This is a genomic window from Streptomyces sp. NPDC090106, from assembly GCF_044747265.1.
In the GTDB taxonomy this organism is placed as follows: Bacteria; Actinomycetota; Actinomycetes; order Streptomycetales; family Streptomycetaceae; genus Streptomyces.
This window is the reverse complement of record NZ_JBIVDS010000002.1, coordinates 968,353-985,528: the sequence shown is the minus strand read 5'-3', so window position 1 is coordinate 985,528 and position 17,176 is coordinate 968,353. Positions and strand designations below refer to the sequence as shown.

Genomic DNA, 17,176 nt, shown 5'->3' with positions numbered 1-17,176 from the left:
CAAGGAACGGACGCTTCCTTTGTACTCACCCGAGAGACCCTCTCAGGCTTTCCTCCGGGCTTTTCCCTTCGGTCTTGCGTTTCCGACTCTATCAGACCGTTTCCCGATCCGATTTCCTCGGTGCTTTCCAGGTTTCCGCTTCCGCGTTTCCCTTTCCGGCGGTTCCGACTTTATCAGAGATTCTGAGTCGGAATTCCCACCCGCTTCGGGGACTGGATCCGGAGTATGAGGCTGCCGGGTTCCCGGTTGGGCGGAGCCGTAAACCTACTGGAGCGGGGCGCCTCGATGCAAATCGAGGCGCCCCGCTCCAGGTTCACTCGGACGCAGGTCCGACGGGTCGTCAGACCTCTACGACCACAGGGAGGATCATCGGCCTGCGGCGATAGGTGTCGGAGACCCACTTGCCGAGGGTCCGGCGCACCAGCTGCTGGAGCTGGTGGGGCTCGACGACGCCGTCCTGAGCCGAGCGTTCCAGGACCTCGGCGATCTTCGGGACAACGTCGGTGAACACCGAGTCCTCGATACCGGAACCACGGGCCTGGATGTGCGGACCGCCCGTGATCTTGCCGGTGGAGGAGTCCACCACCACGAACACGGAGATGATGCCCTCGTCTCCGAGGATCTTGCGGTCCTTCAGGGCCGGCTCGCCCACGTCGCCGACCGAGAGGCCGTCGACGTACACGTAACCCGCCTGGACCTTGCCGGCGATCTTGGCCTTGCCCTCGATGAGGTCGACGACGACGCCGTCCTCGGCGATGACGATGCGGTCGTGCGGGACGCCGGTCATGGCGCCCAGCTCGGCGTTGGCGCGCAGGTGGCGCCATTCGCCGTGGACCGGCATCAGGTTCTTCGGGCGGCAGATGTTGTAGAAGTACAGCAGCTCGCCGGCCGAGGCATGGCCCGAGACGTGGACCTTGGCGTTGCCCTTGTGGACGACGTTGGCGCCCCAGCGGGTCAGGCCGTTGATCACGCGGTAGACCGCGTTCTCGTTGCCGGGGATCAGGGACGACGCGAGGATCACCGTGTCGCCCGAGACGATGCGGATCTGGTGGTCGCGGTTGGCCATCCGGGACAGGGCCGCCATCGGCTCGCCCTGGGAACCCGTGCAGACCAGGACCACCTCGCGGTCGGGAAGGTCGTCGAGCGTCTTGACGTCGACCACCAGGCCCGGCGGGACCTTCAGATAGCCGAGATCCCTCGCGATGCCCATGTTGCGGACCATCGAGCGGCCGACGAAGGCGACCCTGCGGCCGTACTCGTTGGCCGCGTCCAGGATCTGCTGGATGCGGTGGATGTGGCTGGCGAAGCTCGCGACGATGATCCGCTTGCGGGCGTTGCCGAAGACCTGGTGCAGGACGTTGGAGATGTCCCGCTCGGGCGGGACGAACCCGGGGACCTCGGCGTTCGTGGAGTCCGTCAGGAGGAGGTCGATGCCCTCCTCGCTCAGGCGGGCGAACGCGTGCAGGTCGGTCAGACGGTTGTCCAGCGGAAGCTGGTCCATCTTGAAGTCACCCGTGTGGACGACCATGCCCGCGGGGGTGCGGATGGCGACGGCCAGGGCGTCCGGGATGGAGTGGTTGACCGCGATGAACTCGCAGTCGAAGGGGCCGATGCGCTCGCGGTTCCCCTCCGTCACCTCAAGGGTGTACGGACGGATGCGGTGCTCCTGGAGCTTGGCCTCGATGAGCGCGAGGGTCAGCTTGGAGCCGATCAGCGGGATGTCCGGCTTCTCGCGGAGCAGGAAGGGCACCGCGCCGATGTGGTCCTCGTGGCCGTGGGTGAGGACGATGCCCTCGATGTCGTCGAGACGGTCACGGATGGACGAGAAGTCCGGCAGGATCAGGTCGATTCCGGGCTGCTCCTCCTCCGGGAAGAGCACACCGCAGTCGACGATCAGGAGACGGCCGTCGTACTCGAAGACCGTCATGTTTCGGCCGATCTCACCGAGACCGCCGAGCGGGGTGACGCGGAGGCCGCCGGCCGGGAGTGCCGGGGGCGGGCCGAGTTCGGGATGCGGATGACTCAAAAGACTCTCCTCACCACACACGCCACGTACCGATAGGGCACGTGGCGCGCGTGACGTTCGTGCATGAGCAGTTGTCGTTGTGGTGCGGGCATCGGTGGCCCGCGTATTCAGTTGTTGAGTCCGTTGCGCGCTGCGGGCGCGCGAAGTCTGGTGCTAGAGCTGTACCCCGCCGGCGGCAAGATCGATCTTGAGCTGGTCGATCTCTTCGGGAGTGAGCTCGATCATGGGGGCGCGCAGCGGTCCGGCGGGCAGGCCCTGGAGGGCGAGCGCCGCCTTGGTCGTCATGACGCCCTGGGTGCGGAACATGCCCGTGTAGACGGGGAGCAGCTTCTGGTGGATCTCCGTCGCCTTCTGGACGTCGCCCGAGGTGAAGGCGTCGACGAGGGCGCGCAGGTCGGGGGTGACGACATGGCCGACGACGGAGACGAAGCCGACTGCGCCGACCGAGAGCAGCGGCAGGTTGAGCATGTCGTCGCCGGAGTACCAGGCGAGGCCGGAGCGGGCGATGGCCCAGCCGGCGCGGCCGAGGTCACCCTTGGCGTCCTTGTTGGCGACGATGCGCGGGTGCTCGGCGAGGCGGACGAGCGTCTCGGTGTTGATCGGGACGCCGCTGCGGCCGGGGATGTCGTAGAGCATGACCGGCAGGCCGGTGGCGTCGGCGATGGCCTTGAAGTGCCGGTACAGGCCCTCCTGCGGGGGCTTGTTGTAGTACGGCGTGACGACGAGGAGGCCGTGTGCGCCGGTCTGTTCGGCGGCCTTGGCCAGTTCGAGGCTGTGGTGGGTGTCGTTGGTGCCGACTCCGGCGATGACGTGGGCGCGGTCGCCGACCGCTTCCACCACGGCGCGTACGAGGTCCGATTTCTCCGCGTCACCGGTGGTGGGGGACTCGCCGGTGGTGCCGTTGACGACCAGGCCGTCGTTGCCTGCGTCCACCAGGTGCGTGGCGAGCCGCTGCGCGCCGTCGAGGTCAAGTGCGCCGTCCGCCGTGAAGGGCGTGACCATGGCGGTGAGGACCCTCCCGAAGGGGGTCTGCGGAGTCGAGGTCGGAGCCATGGGTAACACGCTACTCGCTGCTCAAGGCGGGGTCTGCCCTCGGGGGGCGCGAAAAGTCATGACAAATATGGAGCCCGGCACTGCCTGCTCGGGGGTTCAAGCAGTGCCGGGTCCGTTTGATCAGGCTAGATGAACTTCCCTAAATGCCGCAATACGGACACTTCGTGGGGCTGATCCGTACATCTGTGCCTGCGCGCGGAACGGGGGTGCCTACGGCGCCACACGACCGTTCGTATTGAAGGCCGCGTGGGTGAGCGGCATCAGCCTGGCCCACTCCGCCTCCATCTTCTCCCCCACCATCTCGATCTCCCGCTGCGGGAACGACGGCACCTTGGCCAGCTCGTGCTGGGTGCGCAGACCGAGGAAGTGCATCAGCGAGCGCGCGTTGCAGGTGGCGTACATCGAGGAGAACAGACCGACCGGGAGGACCGCGCGGGCGACCTCACGGGCGACACCGGCGGCGAGCATCTCCTGGTAGCGCTCGTACGCCTGGATGTACGACTCCTGCATGGAGCGCTCCACGATCTCCTGCTGGGCGTCGGAACCCTGCACGAACTCGTACTTGCCGGGACGGCCCTGCTGCACCAGCTTGCGGTCCTCACCCGGGACGTAGAACACCGGCTGGAGTTCCCGGTAACGGCCCGACTCCTCGTTGTAGGAGTTGTGGACGACGAAGCCGTTGGCGACGAAGTTGTGCCAGGGGCCCTCGACCGAGAGGTCGTACGTCATCTCCTCGCCGTCCGCCTCGATGGCGACGACGGGGTCGGGTACCGCCTTGGCGATCTCTCCGCCGCTCCGGGCCGGCGCCTGCTCTTCCGCGCTCTTGGCGGCATGGCACGGCTCACAGGCCGGACGGAGGTTCTTCTCGTCGAGCGACTGGAGGAGATCGTCGGCGACCGGGACCACATGGTCGAGAGCGAGCTGCTCACGGGGGAAGTCGTCACCGCACAGATGGCAGGTGTCGACCTCCTTCACAAGCCTCTCCCGCTGCATCGACGTCCAGACGCCGATACCGCGGCGCAGGCTCGGGGGGACCAGGGTCTCGGACGGCCGCGGCGCCGTACCGGCGACCAGGACGGCATCGCCGACGGTGAGTTCGCCGGCCTTGCGCCAGCCCTCCGGAGTGAACAGGGCGTGGTCGACGGTGCAGCGAAGCTGCTTGCCCGAGGCCGTGGTGATCTTGACGAGCGACTTCACACCCGACTCGATCACGTCGACGATCCTGGCCCGCTGGGCCAGCAGGGTCTCCTCGTCGTAGCAGCGCACGTGGTTGCGGCGCACCGGTTCGAGCTTGCGGAGGCGGGTGTCGGGGTGCTGCTCACGGAACTCGGCGACGGCCGACTCCGCCGCCTCCCGGTTCTCGTAGAGGCCGAGGTAGTGGTTCGTCTCGCCGCGTCGCACCTGAGCCGTCCACTTGCCCGCGCGGCTGTGCCAGGTCACGCCTCCGGCGGAGTGCGGAAGCCGGTCCTCGACGCCCTCGTGCCAGAGCTCGTAGAGCTCGCTGATGGGGCGTCGACGCAGGTGACCGGCCTCGCTCTCCAGCGTGATCTCCGTGTCGCCCGCGATGCACCAGCCCACGCGGTGGCGCATGAACTCGCGGAAGACGAAGATGGGGGCGCTGATGAAGAAGGTCATCGAGTTGTGCTCGAAGGGACTGCCGTGGCGGTCCCGCATCAGGTAGTTGATCAGGCCCTTGGAGCGCTCGGGGTCCTTCTGGAGCTCCTCCAGGGACTGTTCGCCGGCCGTCGAGACGCGGGCCGCCCACAGGACGTCGGAGTCGGACGCGGTGTGCTTGACCAGCTCGACGGTGACGTCGCTGCGGAAGCTGGGCTTGAGGTCGTCTGTGGGGGTGTCGGTCACGGCTCGGCGGGTCCTTCCATCACTTCTCTCGGGCGGCGCCCACTCTACGGCCCGGCTCTGACAACGGGGCGTTCGGTGGCGGTACGCCACAACTTCGGCGAACTTCTGTGAATTCTGGGCATCAGGGCACCATTTGGGGCACTCGGGCGTCTGTACAGACAACAGAGGTTCGTTCGAGCCCCGAGCCCCGAGCCCCGAGCCCCGAATCCCGAGTTCCGAGAGAGGCCCCCTGATGTTCCGCCGGCGTGAGCCCGTGCCCTTCGCCTTCGTCGCCGAGGCCGACAGGTTCCGCAGCAATGTGGCTCCCCCGCCCCGGCAGCGGTCCTCGGCCGGGCAGACGGCCGGGCGCTGGCTCCTCGGGGTCACCATCGTCGCCGCGCTGGCGGGGGCCCTGGTGCTGGGGATGCCCGCGCTGACGCTCGATCACTCCACCACGGACACCCGGCAGTCCCAGGCGTCCCAGCAGCGCTGACTCGTCCGGACCCCCGAGGGTGGTGACAGTCGGCGGCGGCGGATAGCCTCACCGGGCACAGCCCACGCATGGATCGAGTGAGGACCAGCCGTGCCCCTGCCCTTCCTGACGGCCGACCGCGCGTTCCAGACGGCCGACGACGCCGCGTTGCCCTTCGACGACCGCGACCAGTGGCGTCGCCCCTACCGGCCCGGACCCTGGCGGGTGGGCTCGGCGGCGCTTCTGCTGCTGCTGGCGTCCTTCGTGCTGTTCGCCGCGGTCATCATCGCCGCGACCGGCTCCTTCAAGGAGGGCGGCGTGATCTTCGCGCTCGCGCTGGCCCTCATCGCGGTGTCCCTGAGGATGCTGCGCATGGGTGTCTGGGTGAGCGCCCACGGGGTGCGCCACGTCAGCTTCTTCGTCACCCGGACCGCCCGCTGGGAGCGGATCGTCGCCGTACGGACCGTGCAGCGGCCGGTGCGGTGGCTGGCGCTGCCGCGCACGGTGCAGGGCCAGGCCCTGACCGTCGTACGCAACGACCGGCCGGCGGAGGAGTCCACGCCGTTGCTGACCACGCACAACGCGGACTTCCTCGGGCGGCCCGACGCCTTCGACCGGGCCGCGGACACCGTCGAGGCCTGGGGCGCGGAGTACCAGCGGGGCTGAGCCCGCCGGTGGACGGCATGACGAAGGGGCCCGGGCGCACACGCGCTCGGGCCCCTTCGTCGTACGGCCGTCAGGCCGGGAGGGGCTTGCCGTCGTGGAGGGCGATCGCGCGTTGCATCGCCTTGCGGGCCCGCGGGGTGTCGCGGGCGTCGTGGTAGGCGACGGCGAGACGGAACCAGCTGCGCCAGTCCCCGGGGGCGTCCTCCGTCTCGGCCTTGCGCCGGGCGAAGACCTCGTCGGCCGAGTCACGGTCGATCCGGCCGCTGGGCAGCCGCCGCAGCTCGTCCACCGGCAGCCCGCCCTCGGCGTCGAGCTCGGCGGCCAGCGCGTTGGCCCGGCGGACGAACTGGGTGTTCTTCCACAGGAACCACAGGCCGATCACCGGCAGGATGAGCACCGCCACGCCGAAGGTGACGGTCAGCAGGGTGCCGGACTGGATGAGCATGACGCCGCGGCTGCCGACCAGGAGGAAGTAGAAGACCAGGACGGCGGCCGTCACGGCGTAGGAGAGTTTGGCGCGCATGGTGGTGTCAGCCCTGTCCGCCCAGGTCCAGGAAGTTCTCCAGGCCGAAGGTGAGGCCCGGCGTGGTGACCACCTTGCGGGCGCCCAGCAGGATGCCCGGCATGAAGCTGCTGTGGTGGAGCGAGTCGTGCCGGATCGTGAGCGTCTCGCCCTCGCCGCCGAGAAGCACCTCCTGGTGGGCCAGCAGGCCGCGCAGGCGCACGGAGTGGACCGGGACGCCGTCGACGTCGGCGCCGCGCGCGCCGTCCAGGGCGGTCTCGGTGGCGTCCGGGGCCTGGGGCGTGCCCGCGGCGGCGCGGGCCTCGGCGATGAGCTGGGCCGTGCGGGTGGCGGTGCCCGACGGGGCGTCGACCTTCTTCGGGTGGTGGAGCTCGACGACCTCCACCGACTCGAAGTAGGGCGCGGCGATCTGGGCGAACTTCATGTTCAGGACCGCGCCGATGGAGAAGTTGGGCGCGATGAGCACACCCGTCGCCGGGGAGGCGGCGAGCCAGCCGTTCAGCTGCGCGAGGCGTTCGTCGGTCCAGCCCGTCGTACCGACGACGGCGTGGATGCCGTGGCCGACGCAGTACTCCAGGTTCTCCATCACCGAGGCCGGTGTGGTCAGTTCGACGGCGACCTGGGCGCCCGAAGCGGCCAGGACCTCCAGTGTGTCGCCCCGGCCCAGGGCGGCGACCAGCTCCAGGTCCTCGGCGGCCTCGACGGCCTTGACCGCCTCGGAGCCGATACGGCCCTTGGCACCGAGGACCGCCACGCGCAGCTTGCTCATCTTCTTGGATTCCTTCGGGAGGGGGCTTACGCGACCGCGTCGTGCAGTCGGGACGCCTGCTTGTCCTTGAGCGGGCCGATGACCGACAGCGAGGGGCGCTGTCCCAGGATGTCGCGGGCGACCGCGCGGACGTCGTCCGGGGTGACCGAGGCGATCCGGGTCAGCAGATCGTCGACGGACATCTGCTCGCCCCAGCACAGCTCGCTCTTGCCGATACGGTTCATCAGCGCGCCGGTGTCCTCCAGGCCGAGGACGGTGGAGCCGCGGAGCTGGCCGATGGCGCGGGCGATCTCGTCGTCGGTCAGGCCGTTCTCGGCGACCTGGTCGAGTTCGTCGCGGCAGATCTTCAGCACGTCGTGGACCTGGGAGGGTCGGCAGCCCGCGTACACGCCGAAGAGGCCGCAGTCGGCGAAGCCCGAGGTGTACGAGTACACGCTGTAGGCCAGGCCGCGCTTCTCCCGGACCTCCTGGAACAGACGCGAGGACATGCCGCCGCCCAGGGCCGTGTTGAGCACGCCGAGGGCCCAGCGGCGCTCGTCGGTGCGGGCCAGGCCCGGCATGCCGAGGACGACATGCGCCTGCTCGGTCTTGCGGCCGAGGAGCTCGACGCGGCCCGAGGTGCGGATCGTGCGGCGGCCGTCGCGCGGGGCGATGGGGGTCGCCTCGGCGTTCTTGAAGGCGCCGGCCTTCTCGAAGGCGGCGCGGACCTGTCGTACGACCTTGTTGTGGTCGATGTTGCCCGCGGCGGCCACGACCAGGTGGGTGGGGTCGTAGTGCTTCTTGTAGAAGCGGCGGATGCGGTCGGCGGTGAGGGCGTTGACCGTGTCGACGGTGCCGAGGACGGGGCGGCCGAGGGGGTTGTCGCCGAACATCGTGTGCGCGAAGAGGTCGTGCACGCAGTCGCCCGGGTCGTCCTCGGTCATGGCGATCTCTTCGAGGATCGCGCCCCGCTCGACGTTGACGTCGTCTTCCAGGATCAGCGAACCCGTGAGCATGTCGCAGACGACGTCGATGGCGAGCGGCAGGTCGCTGTCGAGCACGCGTGCGTAGTAGCACGTGTACTCCTTCGCCGTGAACGCGTTCATCTCTCCGCCGACCGCGTCGAGGGCGGCGGAGATGTCCAGGGCGGAGCGGCGCGCGGTGCCCTTGAAGAGCAGGTGCTCCAGGTAGTGCGTGGCGCCGTTCAGGGAGGGCGTCTCGTCGCGGGAGCCGACGTGCGCCCAGATGCCGAAGGTGGCGGAGCGGACCGAGGGCAGGGTCTCGGTGACGATGCGCAGGCCGCCCGGGAGGGTGGTCTTGCGGACCGTGCCGATGCCGTTCTCGCCCTTGATCAGGGTTTGGGTACGGGCGACGGCCCGCGCCTCCGAGGAGGTGCGGGCCGTCGTCGTGGAGCTACTCGACGTCACTTGTCGGTGTCGTCCTTCTTCTCATCGTCGCCTTCGCCCTCGATCACGGGGATGAGGGAGAGCTTGCCGCGGGAGTCGATCTCGGCGATCTCGACCTGGACCTTGGAGCCCACACCGAGCACGTCCTCGACGTTCTCCACGCGCTTGCCGCCGGCGAGCTTGCGGATCTGCGAGATGTGCAGCAGACCGTCCTTGCCCGGGAGCAGCGAGACGAACGCGCCGAAGGTGGTGGTCTTGACGACCGTACCCAGGTAGCGCTCGCCGACCTCCGGCATGGTCGGGTTGGCGATCGAGTTGATCGTGGCGCGGGCGGCCTCGGCGGCCGGGCCGTCGGCGGCACCGATGTAGATGGTGCCGTCGTCCTCGATCGTGATCTCGGCGCCGGTGTCCTCCTGGATCTGGTTGATCATCTTGCCCTTGGGGCCGATGACCTCACCGATCTTGTCCACGGGGATCTTGACGGTGATGATCCGCGGGGCGTTCGGGGACATCTCGTCCGGCGTGTCGATCGCTTCCATCATCACGTCGAGGATGTGGAGGCGGGCGTCACGGGCCTGCTTGAGGGCGGCGGCCAGGACGGAGGCGGGGATGCCGTCCAGCTTGGTGTCGAGCTGGAGGGCGGTCACGAACTCCTTGGTGCCGGCGACCTTGAAGTCCATGTCGCCGAAGGCGTCCTCCGCACCGAGGATGTCGGTGAGGGCGACGTAGTGCGTCTCGCCGTTGATCTCCTGGGAGATCAGGCCCATCGCGATACCGGCGACGGGGGCCTTCAGCGGCACACCGGCGTTCAGCAGCGACATGGTGGAGGCGCAGACCGAGCCCATGGACGTCGAGCCGTTGGAGCCGAGGGCCTCGGACACCTGACGGATCGCGTAGGGGAACTCCTCGCGGGTCGGCAGGACCGGCACGATGGCGCGCTCGGCGAGCGCGCCGTGGCCGATCTCGCGGCGCTTCGGGGAGCCGACGCGGCCGGTCTCGCCGACGGAGTACGGCGGGAAGTTGTAGTTGTGCATGTAGCGCTTGCGCGTCACCGGGGAGAGGGTGTCGAGCTGCTGCTCCATGCGGAGCATGTTGAGGGTGGTGACGCCCAGGATCTGGGTCTCGCCACGCTCGAACAGCGCCGAGCCGTGCACGCGCGGGATGGCCTCGACCTCGGCGGCGAGCGTACGGATGTCCGTGACGCCACGGCCGTCGATGCGCTTCTTCTCCTTGATCACGCGCTCGCGGACGAGCTGCTTGGTCAGGGAGCGGTACGCGGCGGAGATCTCCTTCTCGCGGCCCTCGAACTCCGGCAGGAGCTTCTCGGCGGCGAGGACCTTGACGCGGTCCAGCTCGGCCTCGCGGTCCTGCTTGCCGGCGATGGTCAGCGCGGCGGCGAGCTCGGGACGGACGGCGGCGGAGAGCGCCTCCAGGACGTCGTCCTGGTAGTCCAGGAAGACCGGGAACTCGCCGGTGGGCTTGGCGGCCTTGGCGGCGAGGTCGGCCTGGGCCTTGCAGAGCACCTTGATGAAGGGCTTCGCGGCGTCCAGACCGGAGGCGACGACCTCCTCGGTGGGCGCCTCGGCGCCGCCCTTGACGAGCTGGATGGTCTTGTCGGTGGCCTCGGCCTCGACCATCATGATCGCGACGTCGCCGTCCTCCAGGACGCGACCGGCGACGACCATGTCGAAGACGGCGTCCTCGAGCTCGGTGTGCGTCGGGAACGCGACCCACTGGCCGTTGATCAGCGCGACGCGGACGCCGCCGATCGGGCCGGAGAAGGGCAGACCGGCCAGCTGGGTGGACGCGGACGCGGCGTTGATCGCGACGACGTCGTACAGGTGGTCGGGGTTGAGCGCCATGATCGTCGCGACGACCTGGATCTCGTTGCGCAGGCCCTTCTTGAAGGACGGGCGCAGCGGGCGGTCGATCAGGCGGCAGGTGAGGATCGCGTCCTCGGAGGGCCGGCCCTCACGACGGAAGAAGGAACCCGGGATCTTGCCGGCGGCGTACATCCGCTCCTCGACGTCCACCGTGAGGGGGAAGAAGTCGAGCTGGTCCTTGGGGTTCTTGGAGGCGGTGGTGGCCGACAGCACCATGGTGTCGTCGTCCAGGTACGCCACGGCGGAGCCGGCGGCCTGCTTGGCCAGGCGGCCCGTCTCGAAGCGGATGGTGCGGGTGCCGAAGGAACCGTTGTCGATGACGGCCTCGGCGTAGTGGGTCTCGTTCTCCACTAGTTTTTTCTCCTCGTCTTCGTCCCTCCCGCCCGTGTGGCGGGGGGACGGTGGCGGAGAAGCGCGCCGTTCCGTGCGGGCCGGTCTTCGATCGAAGCACCCGGGACTCACAGTCCCCCGGGCGCCACTACCGAGGACCGGCGGCGGCGAGGTGCGCTTCTCCTCGTTCGTCTTGTTCCGTATCACTCTGCGTCGTACGTCTTGCGTTGTGCTACCACACTACAAAGATGCGGTGACACCGCGCACGTACAGCAAAGGGAGCGGCCCCCGAACAAGTGGGAACCGCTCCCTTCACGGCGTCTTACTTGGCGCCCGCCGCACCGCGGCGGATGCCGAGGCGGTCCACCAGCGCACGGAAGCGCTGGATGTCCTTCTTCGCCAGGTACTGGAGAAGGCGGCGACGCTGACCCACCAGGATCAGCAGACCACGACGGGAGTGGTGGTCGTGCTTGTGGGTCTTGAGGTGCTCGGTCAGGTCCGAGATCCGGCGCGAGAGCATGGCGACCTGGACCTCGGGGGAGCCGGTGTCGCCCTCCTTCTGACCGAACTCGCTGATGATCTGCTTCTTCGTAGCGGCGTCGAGCGGCACGCGTACTCCTCGTAGTCTTTGTAGAGAGCCACCGAGTGCCCCCGGTCTTTGTCTCGGGGGAGCTTCCGTTACTCGGGAGGCGGGGATCCGCTGGGCGCGGCCTCCAGGGTCCTCAGCAGGGCTCCGGGGGTGCGTACACAAACGGCCGTCACTCAGGGTACCAGGCACAGGTGGGCCCCTTCGCCCCGGTTTCCGGATCACCCGATCGGGAGGCAGGGGGCCACTAGGGTGACCGGCAGATCGCGGGCACGCACGTCGGGAAGGGGTCGCTGGGCATGGCGGAGACGGCAGAGCAGATCAAGGCGCGCAAGGAGCGGGAGCGGGACGAGCTCTACGCCCTCGACATCTCGGACGTCGAGTGGCACTGCGCGCCGGGCACCGAGCAGGACGAGGAGCGCGTCGAGATCGCCTACCTGCCCGAGGGCGCGGTGGCCATGCGGTCCTCGCTCGACCACGGCACGGTGCTGCGCTACACGGAGGCGGAGTGGACCGCGTTCGTGCTGGGGGCGCGGGACGGCGAGTTCGACCTGGAGCCGGGCGCCGGGGAAGCGGCGGCCGAGGCGGAGTGAAGCACGGAAGGAGGGGCGGCACGCGCGCGTGCCGCCCCTCCTTTGCTGTGCCCAACTTCCCTTTTCTTCCGATCTGTTCACGAACATCGCCCTCTTTGCTCATGAATTGCTCACGCATACGCAAGCTGCGTACGTCACTTGCGGGCAGGTTGTGACGCAGCGGACGTGGGCTCGGGGGTGGACGGGCCTGCCGGGGCGGGGCTTGTGGTGATTAGGCTGGTACCGGGCGCGACGCCAGAACCCGTGGACCGGGCGTGGGCGTCCCAGGGGGAGAGCCGTGGGATCGGACCACCTCCGACGACTTCCGACGACCAGAAGACGACACGAAGCGGTCGCCCCCAGCAGGCACGGCATGAGGGTGCTCGACCACATCAGGAGGAACTGTGAGCAGCGATCGGGACGGGATCCGCGGGGGCTGGGCCACACCCGGCGATGACCAGCCCGACGCGGAGTCCGCCAACGAGATCACCGGCGAGTTCACCATCGACTACGCGCCGCCCGCCTGGTACACGCAGAACGCGTCCGGGAACCAGGAGGGGGCGGAGGGGTCCTCGACGTCTTCCGGTACGACGGGTCCGGCGGGCTCCGCGGGTCCGGCCGGCTCCGCGGGCCCGGGTACGGCGGGTCCTGGGGCGGGTGCGCCCGGCGCTGTTCCTCCGGCGCCCGTGGACTGGTCGGCCTCGTCGCTGCCCGGTCTGACTCCGCCGGCTCACTCCCGGCCCCAGGGCGGATCCGCGCCCGCGGGTCCCGGGGCTCCCTTCACTCCTCCCGCGCCGCCCGCGACCGGGCCCGGGGCACCTTTCACCCCGCCCGCGCCGCCGTCGGCCGGACCGGGTGCGCCGTTCACCCCGCCCGCGCCGCCCTCCGCGGGGCCCGGCGCTCCGTTCACCCCGCCCGTGCCTCCCGCGCCGTCGGCCGGTGGGCCCGGTGGCGTGCCCCGGCTTCCCGTGGGGAGCGGCTTCGAGCCGCAGCCGCCCGCGCGGCCCGAGGCGGTTCCCGCACCGGAGCCCACGTCGCCGCCCGCCGCACCGAACCTTCCCGGGCTCCAGGCCCCGTGGGGCGCTCCGGCCGCGGCGCCCGCCGCCTCGCCGGCGAGCTTCACGCTGCCTCCGCCGGGAGCGCCCGTCGCGGCGACCGAGCCGGACCCTGAGCCGGAAGCGGAGCCGGCGGAGGAGGTCGAAGAGGCCGAAGCCGCCGAGGGGGCTGCCGAGCCGGACGCGTCCGACGCCGCCGGGGAATCCGTGGACGGTGACATCGAGAGCGGTGCCACCATGCGGTTCTCCGCGGTCGCGCTGAAGCGGGAGATCGCCGAGCGTTCGGCGGAGGCCGAGGGGGAAGCGGAAGCGAAGGCTCAGGTCGAGGTCGAGGTCGAGGCCAAGAAGGACCTCGAGGACGTCGAGGACGTCGAGGACGTCGAGGACCAGGCTCCGGACGAGGCCGAGCAGCCGTCCGCGGACGTCGAGGACGAGCAGACCGAGGCCGCGAACGAGGTCGAGGCCCAGGACTCTGCCGAGGCGGACGAGGCGGACGAGGTCTCCGCGACCGACGCCGAAGCCGAAGCCGAACCTGAGCCCGAGCCCCAGCCCGAGCCCGAGCCCGAAGCCGACGTCATCGACGTCATCGACGTTCGCGAAGAGGCGGCCGAAGAGACCGCACCCGAGGCATCCGACCCCGAGGACGCGGAACCGGCCGACGCCGAGCCGACGGACGCCGAGCCCACCGACGCCGTCCCCGACCCGGACCCCGCGCCCGCGGAGCCCGTCGCGACGGAACCCGAGGACGCCGCACCCGCAGCGCCGCAGCCGCAGCCTCAGGACGCCGTACCGTCGCCGCCCGCCTGGACGCCCCAGCCCGCGCCGCAGCCGGCGCCGCAGCCCGAGATGCCGCCGCTGCCTCCGTCGTACCAGCCCGCGGCGCCCCCGGCGGCGGCGCAGTGGCCGGCGCAGCCGGTGCCGCAGCAGCCGGTGCCCTCGCAGCCCGCCCCGGCCGCCCCCGCCCAGCCGCAGCCCGCGGCGGCGCAGGGTCAGCCGCCGGTGCCTGGGCAGCAGCCCGTGCAGCAGCAGCCGTTCCAGCCGCAGGCACCGCAGCCCGCACCGGCCGCGTGGAACCAGCCGCCGGCACCGGCACCGGCGCCCGGCCCTCAGGGCGGCTACGGCTTCCCCCAGCAGCCGCAGGCACCTGCCCCGGCCCCCGCGCCCCAGCCCCAGCCCCAGCTCCAGCCCCAGCCCCAGCCCCAGCCCCAGCCCGGCTACGGCTTCCCGCACCCCGGCGCCCAGCCGCCCCCGCAGCCCCAGGCACCGCAGCAGCCGCAGCCGCAGGCGCAGGCGCAGGCGCCGCAACCGCCCGCTCCCCCGGCGGGCTACGGCTTCCCGCAGCCCGCCCCCGTGCCTCAGGCTCAGGCCCCCCAGCCGCCGCAGGCCCCCCAGGCCCCCGCCGGCTACGGCTTCCCCCAGCCCGGCGTCCAGGGCGGCTACGGCTTCCCCCACCCCGGCACCCCCGGTGCTCCCGGCGCCCCCGGTGCTCCCGGCACGCCCGGCGTTCCCGACGCCCAGCCCGGGCCCGCCGTCCCCCAGGGCCCGCCCGCCCCCGAGGCCCAGCAGCCCCCGGCACCGGCACCGCAGGTACCCGCACCCGCACCGCAGGTACCCGCACCCGCACCGCAGGCCCCCGTGGACCCGCGCACAGGTGCCGCCTGGCCGCAGCCGATCCAGCACGACCAGCGGCAGATGACCAACCCCGGTGCCGCGCCGCTCGGTTACACGGCGGCCGTGGAGCTGTCCTCCGACCGGCTGCTCAACAACAAGAAGCAGAAGGCGAAGAGCAGCCGTCCGGCGGCTCAGGGGTCCCGGTTCAAGATCGGCGGGAAGAAGGAGGAGGCCGAGCGGCAGCGCAAGCTCGACCTCATCCGCACGCCCGTGCTGTCCTGCTACCGGATAGCGGTGATCAGCCTCAAGGGCGGCGTGGGCAAGACGACCACGACCACCGCCCTCGGCTCGACGCTCGCCACCGAGCGGCAGGACAAGATCCTGGCGATCGACGCCAACCCGGACGCCGGCACCCTCGGCCGCCGGGTGCGGCGCGAGACCGGGGCGACCATCCGTGACCTCGTCCAAGCGATCCCGTACCTCAACTCGTACATGGACATCAGGCGGTTCACGTCCCAGGCGCCGTCCGGTCTGGAGATCATCGCCAACGACGTCGACCCGGCCGTGTCCACGGCGTTCAACGACGAGGACTACCGGCGCGCGATCGACGTGCTGGGCAAGCAGTACCCGGTCATCCTCACCGACTCGGGCACCGGTCTGCTCTACTCCGCGATGCGCGGGGTGCTCGACCTCGCCGACCAGCTCATCATCATCTCCACCCCGTCCGTCGACGGCGCCTCCAGCGCCAGCACCACGCTGGACTGGCTGTCCGCGCACGGGTACGCCGATCTCGTCTCGCGTTCGATCACCGTCATCTCCGGGGTGCGCGAGACCGGCAAGATGATCAAGGTGGAGGACATCGTCGGCCACTTCGAGACGCGTTGCCGCGGTGTCGTCGTGGTGCCGTTCGACGAGCATCTCGCCGCCGGTGCCGAGGTCGACCTCGACATGATGCGGCCCAAGGTGCGGGAGTCGTACTTCAACCTCGCGGCGATGGTCGCCGAGGACTTCGTCCGCCACCAGCAGGCCCACGGGCTGTGGACCAACGACGGCAACCCGCCCCCGGTCGCCGCCCCGCCGATGCCGGGCCAGTACTACCCGCCGCAGCAGCAACAGCCCCAGCCGCAGCCCCCGCACCCGGGGTATCCGCAGCAGCCGCAACCGCCCCAGCAACCCCAGCCCGGGTATCCGCAGCCGCATCCCCAGCAGCCGTACCCCGGTTACCCGCCGCAGCAGGGACAGCCCGGGCAGCCGTACCCGCCCCAGCAGCAGTAACCCGTGAACGCCGAAGGGCGGCCGGTGCATGGACGCACCGGCCGCCCTTCGGCGTCGCAAGACGAACTACTCGGCGTCGCCCACCAGTTCGCGGCAGCGTTTCACGTCCTGCGCCATCTGCTCCAGCAGCGCGTCCAGGGAGTCGAACTTCGCCTGGCCGCGGACGTAGGCGAGGAAGTCCACGGCCACATGCAGGCCGTACAGATCCAGCCCCACCCGGTCGATGGCGTACGCCTCCACCGTGCGCTCGGTGCCGTCGAACTGGGGGTTGGTGCCGACGGAGATCGCGGCGGGCATGATCTCGCCCTGGGCGTGCAGCCAGCCCGCGTAGACGCCGTCGGCGGGGATGGCGGTGTGCGGGAGGGTCTCGACGTTGGCGGTGGGGAAGCCGAGTTCGCGGCCCCGCTGCGCGCCGCGGACGACGATGCCCTCGACGCGGTGCGGGCGGCCGAGGATCTCGGCGGCGCCCTCGACGTCGCCCTCGGTGACGAGGCTGCGGGTCAGGGTGGAGGAGAAGGGCTGGCCGCCGCCCGCCTCGCCGGAGACGTACAGGTCGACGACCTCGACGTCGAAGTCGTACACCTTCCCCTGCTCGACGAGGAACTCCACGTTCCCGGCGGCCTTGTGGCCGAAGCGGAAGTTGGGGCCCTCGACGACCGCCTTGGCGCGCAGCTTGTCGACGAGGACCTTGACGACGAACTCGGCCGGGGAGAGCTTCGAGAACTCCGCGGTGAAGGGGAGGATCAGCAGCGCGTCCACGCCCAGTTCGGCCATCAGCTCGGCGCGCCGGTGGTGCGGGGCGAGCAGCGGGGGGTGGCTGCCCGGGCGGACGACCTCGCGCGGGTGCGGGTCGAAGGTGACGACGACCGCGGGAACGTCCAGCTCGCGGGCGCGTTCCACGGCGTGCCGGATGATCAGCTGGTGTCCGCGGTGGACTCCGTCGTAGGAGCCGATGGTGACGACGCTGCGTCCCCAGTCCTCGGGGATGTCCTCCAAGCCACGCCAGCGCTGCACTGTGACCGCTCCTCGTCGAACCCGTGTTTGTATGTACGGCTACCTCTTACGCAGGTCTAAGGGTGCCATGCCGTGTCCGTCCGGCCCGCATCGGCATGGGGGCTGTGACCCGACGCA

Annotated in this window: 12 protein-coding genes and 2 pseudogenes; 4 read left to right on the top strand and 10 right to left on the bottom strand. The window is 70.5% G+C overall.

Going from position 1 to position 17,176, the window contains the following annotated elements; translation table 11 throughout:
• Positions 1-340 precede the first annotated feature (340 nt).
• The 4 genes and pseudogenes from ACIPSE_RS09965 to ACIPSE_RS09950 all read right to left on the bottom strand — a co-directional run.
• A complete protein-coding gene (locus ACIPSE_RS09965; protein ID WP_401659692.1) occupies positions 341-2,026 on the bottom strand; it encodes a ribonuclease J in 1,686 nt (561 codons plus the stop codon).
• 153 nt (positions 2,027-2,179) lie between these two features.
• Positions 2,180-3,079: a 4-hydroxy-tetrahydrodipicolinate synthase gene (gene dapA / locus ACIPSE_RS09960; RefSeq protein ID WP_401659690.1), complete on the bottom strand. Its 900-nt coding sequence runs from the start codon at positions 3,077-3,079 to the stop codon at positions 2,180-2,182.
• A gap of 210 nt (positions 3,080-3,289) precedes the next feature.
• Positions 3,290-3,742 (bottom strand): annotated as a pseudogene (thyX, locus tag ACIPSE_RS09955) (FAD-dependent thymidylate synthase); the annotation flags it as partial.
• Positions 3,743-4,939: pseudogene (locus ACIPSE_RS09950) on the bottom strand (FAD-dependent thymidylate synthase); the annotation flags it as partial. It abuts the pseudogene before it with no gap.
• 232 nt (positions 4,940-5,171) lie between these two features.
• On the opposite strand from ACIPSE_RS09950, the gene ACIPSE_RS09945 reads away from it, so the two are divergent.
• The gene (locus ACIPSE_RS09945; RefSeq protein WP_401659688.1) at positions 5,172-5,411 is read left to right on the top strand and encodes a hypothetical protein; all 240 of its coding nucleotides are present in this window, start codon (positions 5,172-5,174) and stop codon (positions 5,409-5,411) included.
• 90 nt (positions 5,412-5,501) lie between these two features.
• A complete protein-coding gene (locus ACIPSE_RS09940) occupies positions 5,502-6,056 on the top strand; it encodes a hypothetical protein (protein WP_401659685.1) in 555 nt (184 codons plus the stop codon).
• Positions 6,057-6,126: 70 nt separating this feature from the next.
• On the opposite strand, the gene ACIPSE_RS09935 is transcribed toward ACIPSE_RS09940, so the two are convergent.
• From ACIPSE_RS09935 to rpsO, 5 genes are all read right to left on the bottom strand, one after another.
• On the bottom strand, positions 6,127-6,579 hold the full coding sequence (locus tag ACIPSE_RS09935; RefSeq protein ID WP_401659683.1) for a hypothetical protein: 453 nt from the start codon (positions 6,577-6,579) through the stop codon (positions 6,127-6,129).
• 7 nt (positions 6,580-6,586) lie between these two features.
• Positions 6,587-7,348 carry a 4-hydroxy-tetrahydrodipicolinate reductase gene (gene dapB, locus ACIPSE_RS09930; protein ID WP_401659681.1) on the bottom strand — a complete coding sequence of 254 codons (762 nt, stop codon included), beginning with the start codon at positions 7,346-7,348 and terminating at the stop codon, positions 6,587-6,589.
• Between the two features lie 26 nt (positions 7,349-7,374).
• Positions 7,375-8,754: a M16 family metallopeptidase gene (locus tag ACIPSE_RS09925; protein WP_401659678.1), complete on the bottom strand. Its 1,380-nt coding sequence runs from the start codon at positions 8,752-8,754 to the stop codon at positions 7,375-7,377.
• Entirely contained in the window at positions 8,751-10,967 is a 2,217-nt protein-coding gene (locus ACIPSE_RS09920) for a polyribonucleotide nucleotidyltransferase (RefSeq protein WP_401659675.1), read from the bottom strand. The genes ACIPSE_RS09925 and ACIPSE_RS09920 overlap by 4 nt, the downstream gene beginning before the upstream one ends.
• 301 nt (positions 10,968-11,268) lie before the next feature.
• Positions 11,269-11,556, bottom strand: a complete 288-nt coding sequence (gene rpsO / locus ACIPSE_RS09915) for a 30S ribosomal protein S15 (RefSeq protein WP_015657483.1) — start codon at positions 11,554-11,556, stop codon at positions 11,269-11,271.
• Positions 11,557-11,831: 275 nt separating this feature from the next.
• Between rpsO and ACIPSE_RS09910 the strand changes: the two genes are divergently transcribed.
• Together ACIPSE_RS09910 and ACIPSE_RS09905 are read left to right on the top strand one after the other, a co-directional pair.
• Positions 11,832-12,125: a DUF397 domain-containing protein gene (locus ACIPSE_RS09910; protein ID WP_401659671.1), complete on the top strand. Its 294-nt coding sequence runs from the start codon at positions 11,832-11,834 to the stop codon at positions 12,123-12,125.
• A 383-nt stretch (positions 12,126-12,508) separates the two neighbouring features.
• Positions 12,509-16,045, top strand: coding sequence for an SCO5717 family growth-regulating ATPase (locus tag ACIPSE_RS09905; RefSeq protein ID WP_401659668.1), 3,537 nt, complete (start codon positions 12,509-12,511; stop codon positions 16,043-16,045).
• 66 nt (positions 16,046-16,111) lie between these two features.
• Here ACIPSE_RS09905 and ACIPSE_RS09900 read toward each other — a convergent pair whose 3' ends face one another.
• Positions 16,112-17,059: a bifunctional riboflavin kinase/FAD synthetase gene (locus ACIPSE_RS09900; RefSeq protein WP_401659665.1), complete on the bottom strand. Its 948-nt coding sequence runs from the start codon at positions 17,057-17,059 to the stop codon at positions 16,112-16,114.
• Between the last annotated feature and the right edge of the window lie 117 nt (positions 17,060-17,176).

Bases quoted from the DNA above. Each gene is read 5' to 3' on its own strand.
- ACIPSE_RS09945 (WP_401659688.1), top strand. From the start codon at position 5,172: ATGTTCCGCCGGCGTGAGCCCGTGCCCTTCGCCTTCGTCGCCGAGGCC.
- ACIPSE_RS09910 (WP_401659671.1), top strand. From the start codon at position 11,832: ATGGCGGAGACGGCAGAGCAGATCAAGGCGCGCAAGGAGCGGGAGCGG.
- dapA (WP_401659690.1), bottom strand. From the start codon at position 3,079: ATGGCTCCGACCTCGACTCCGCAGACCCCCTTCGGGAGGGTCCTCACC.
- ACIPSE_RS09935 (WP_401659683.1), bottom strand. From the start codon at position 6,579: ATGCGCGCCAAACTCTCCTACGCCGTGACGGCCGCCGTCCTGGTCTTC.
- dapB (WP_401659681.1), bottom strand. From the start codon at position 7,348: ATGAGCAAGCTGCGCGTGGCGGTCCTCGGTGCCAAGGGCCGTATCGGC.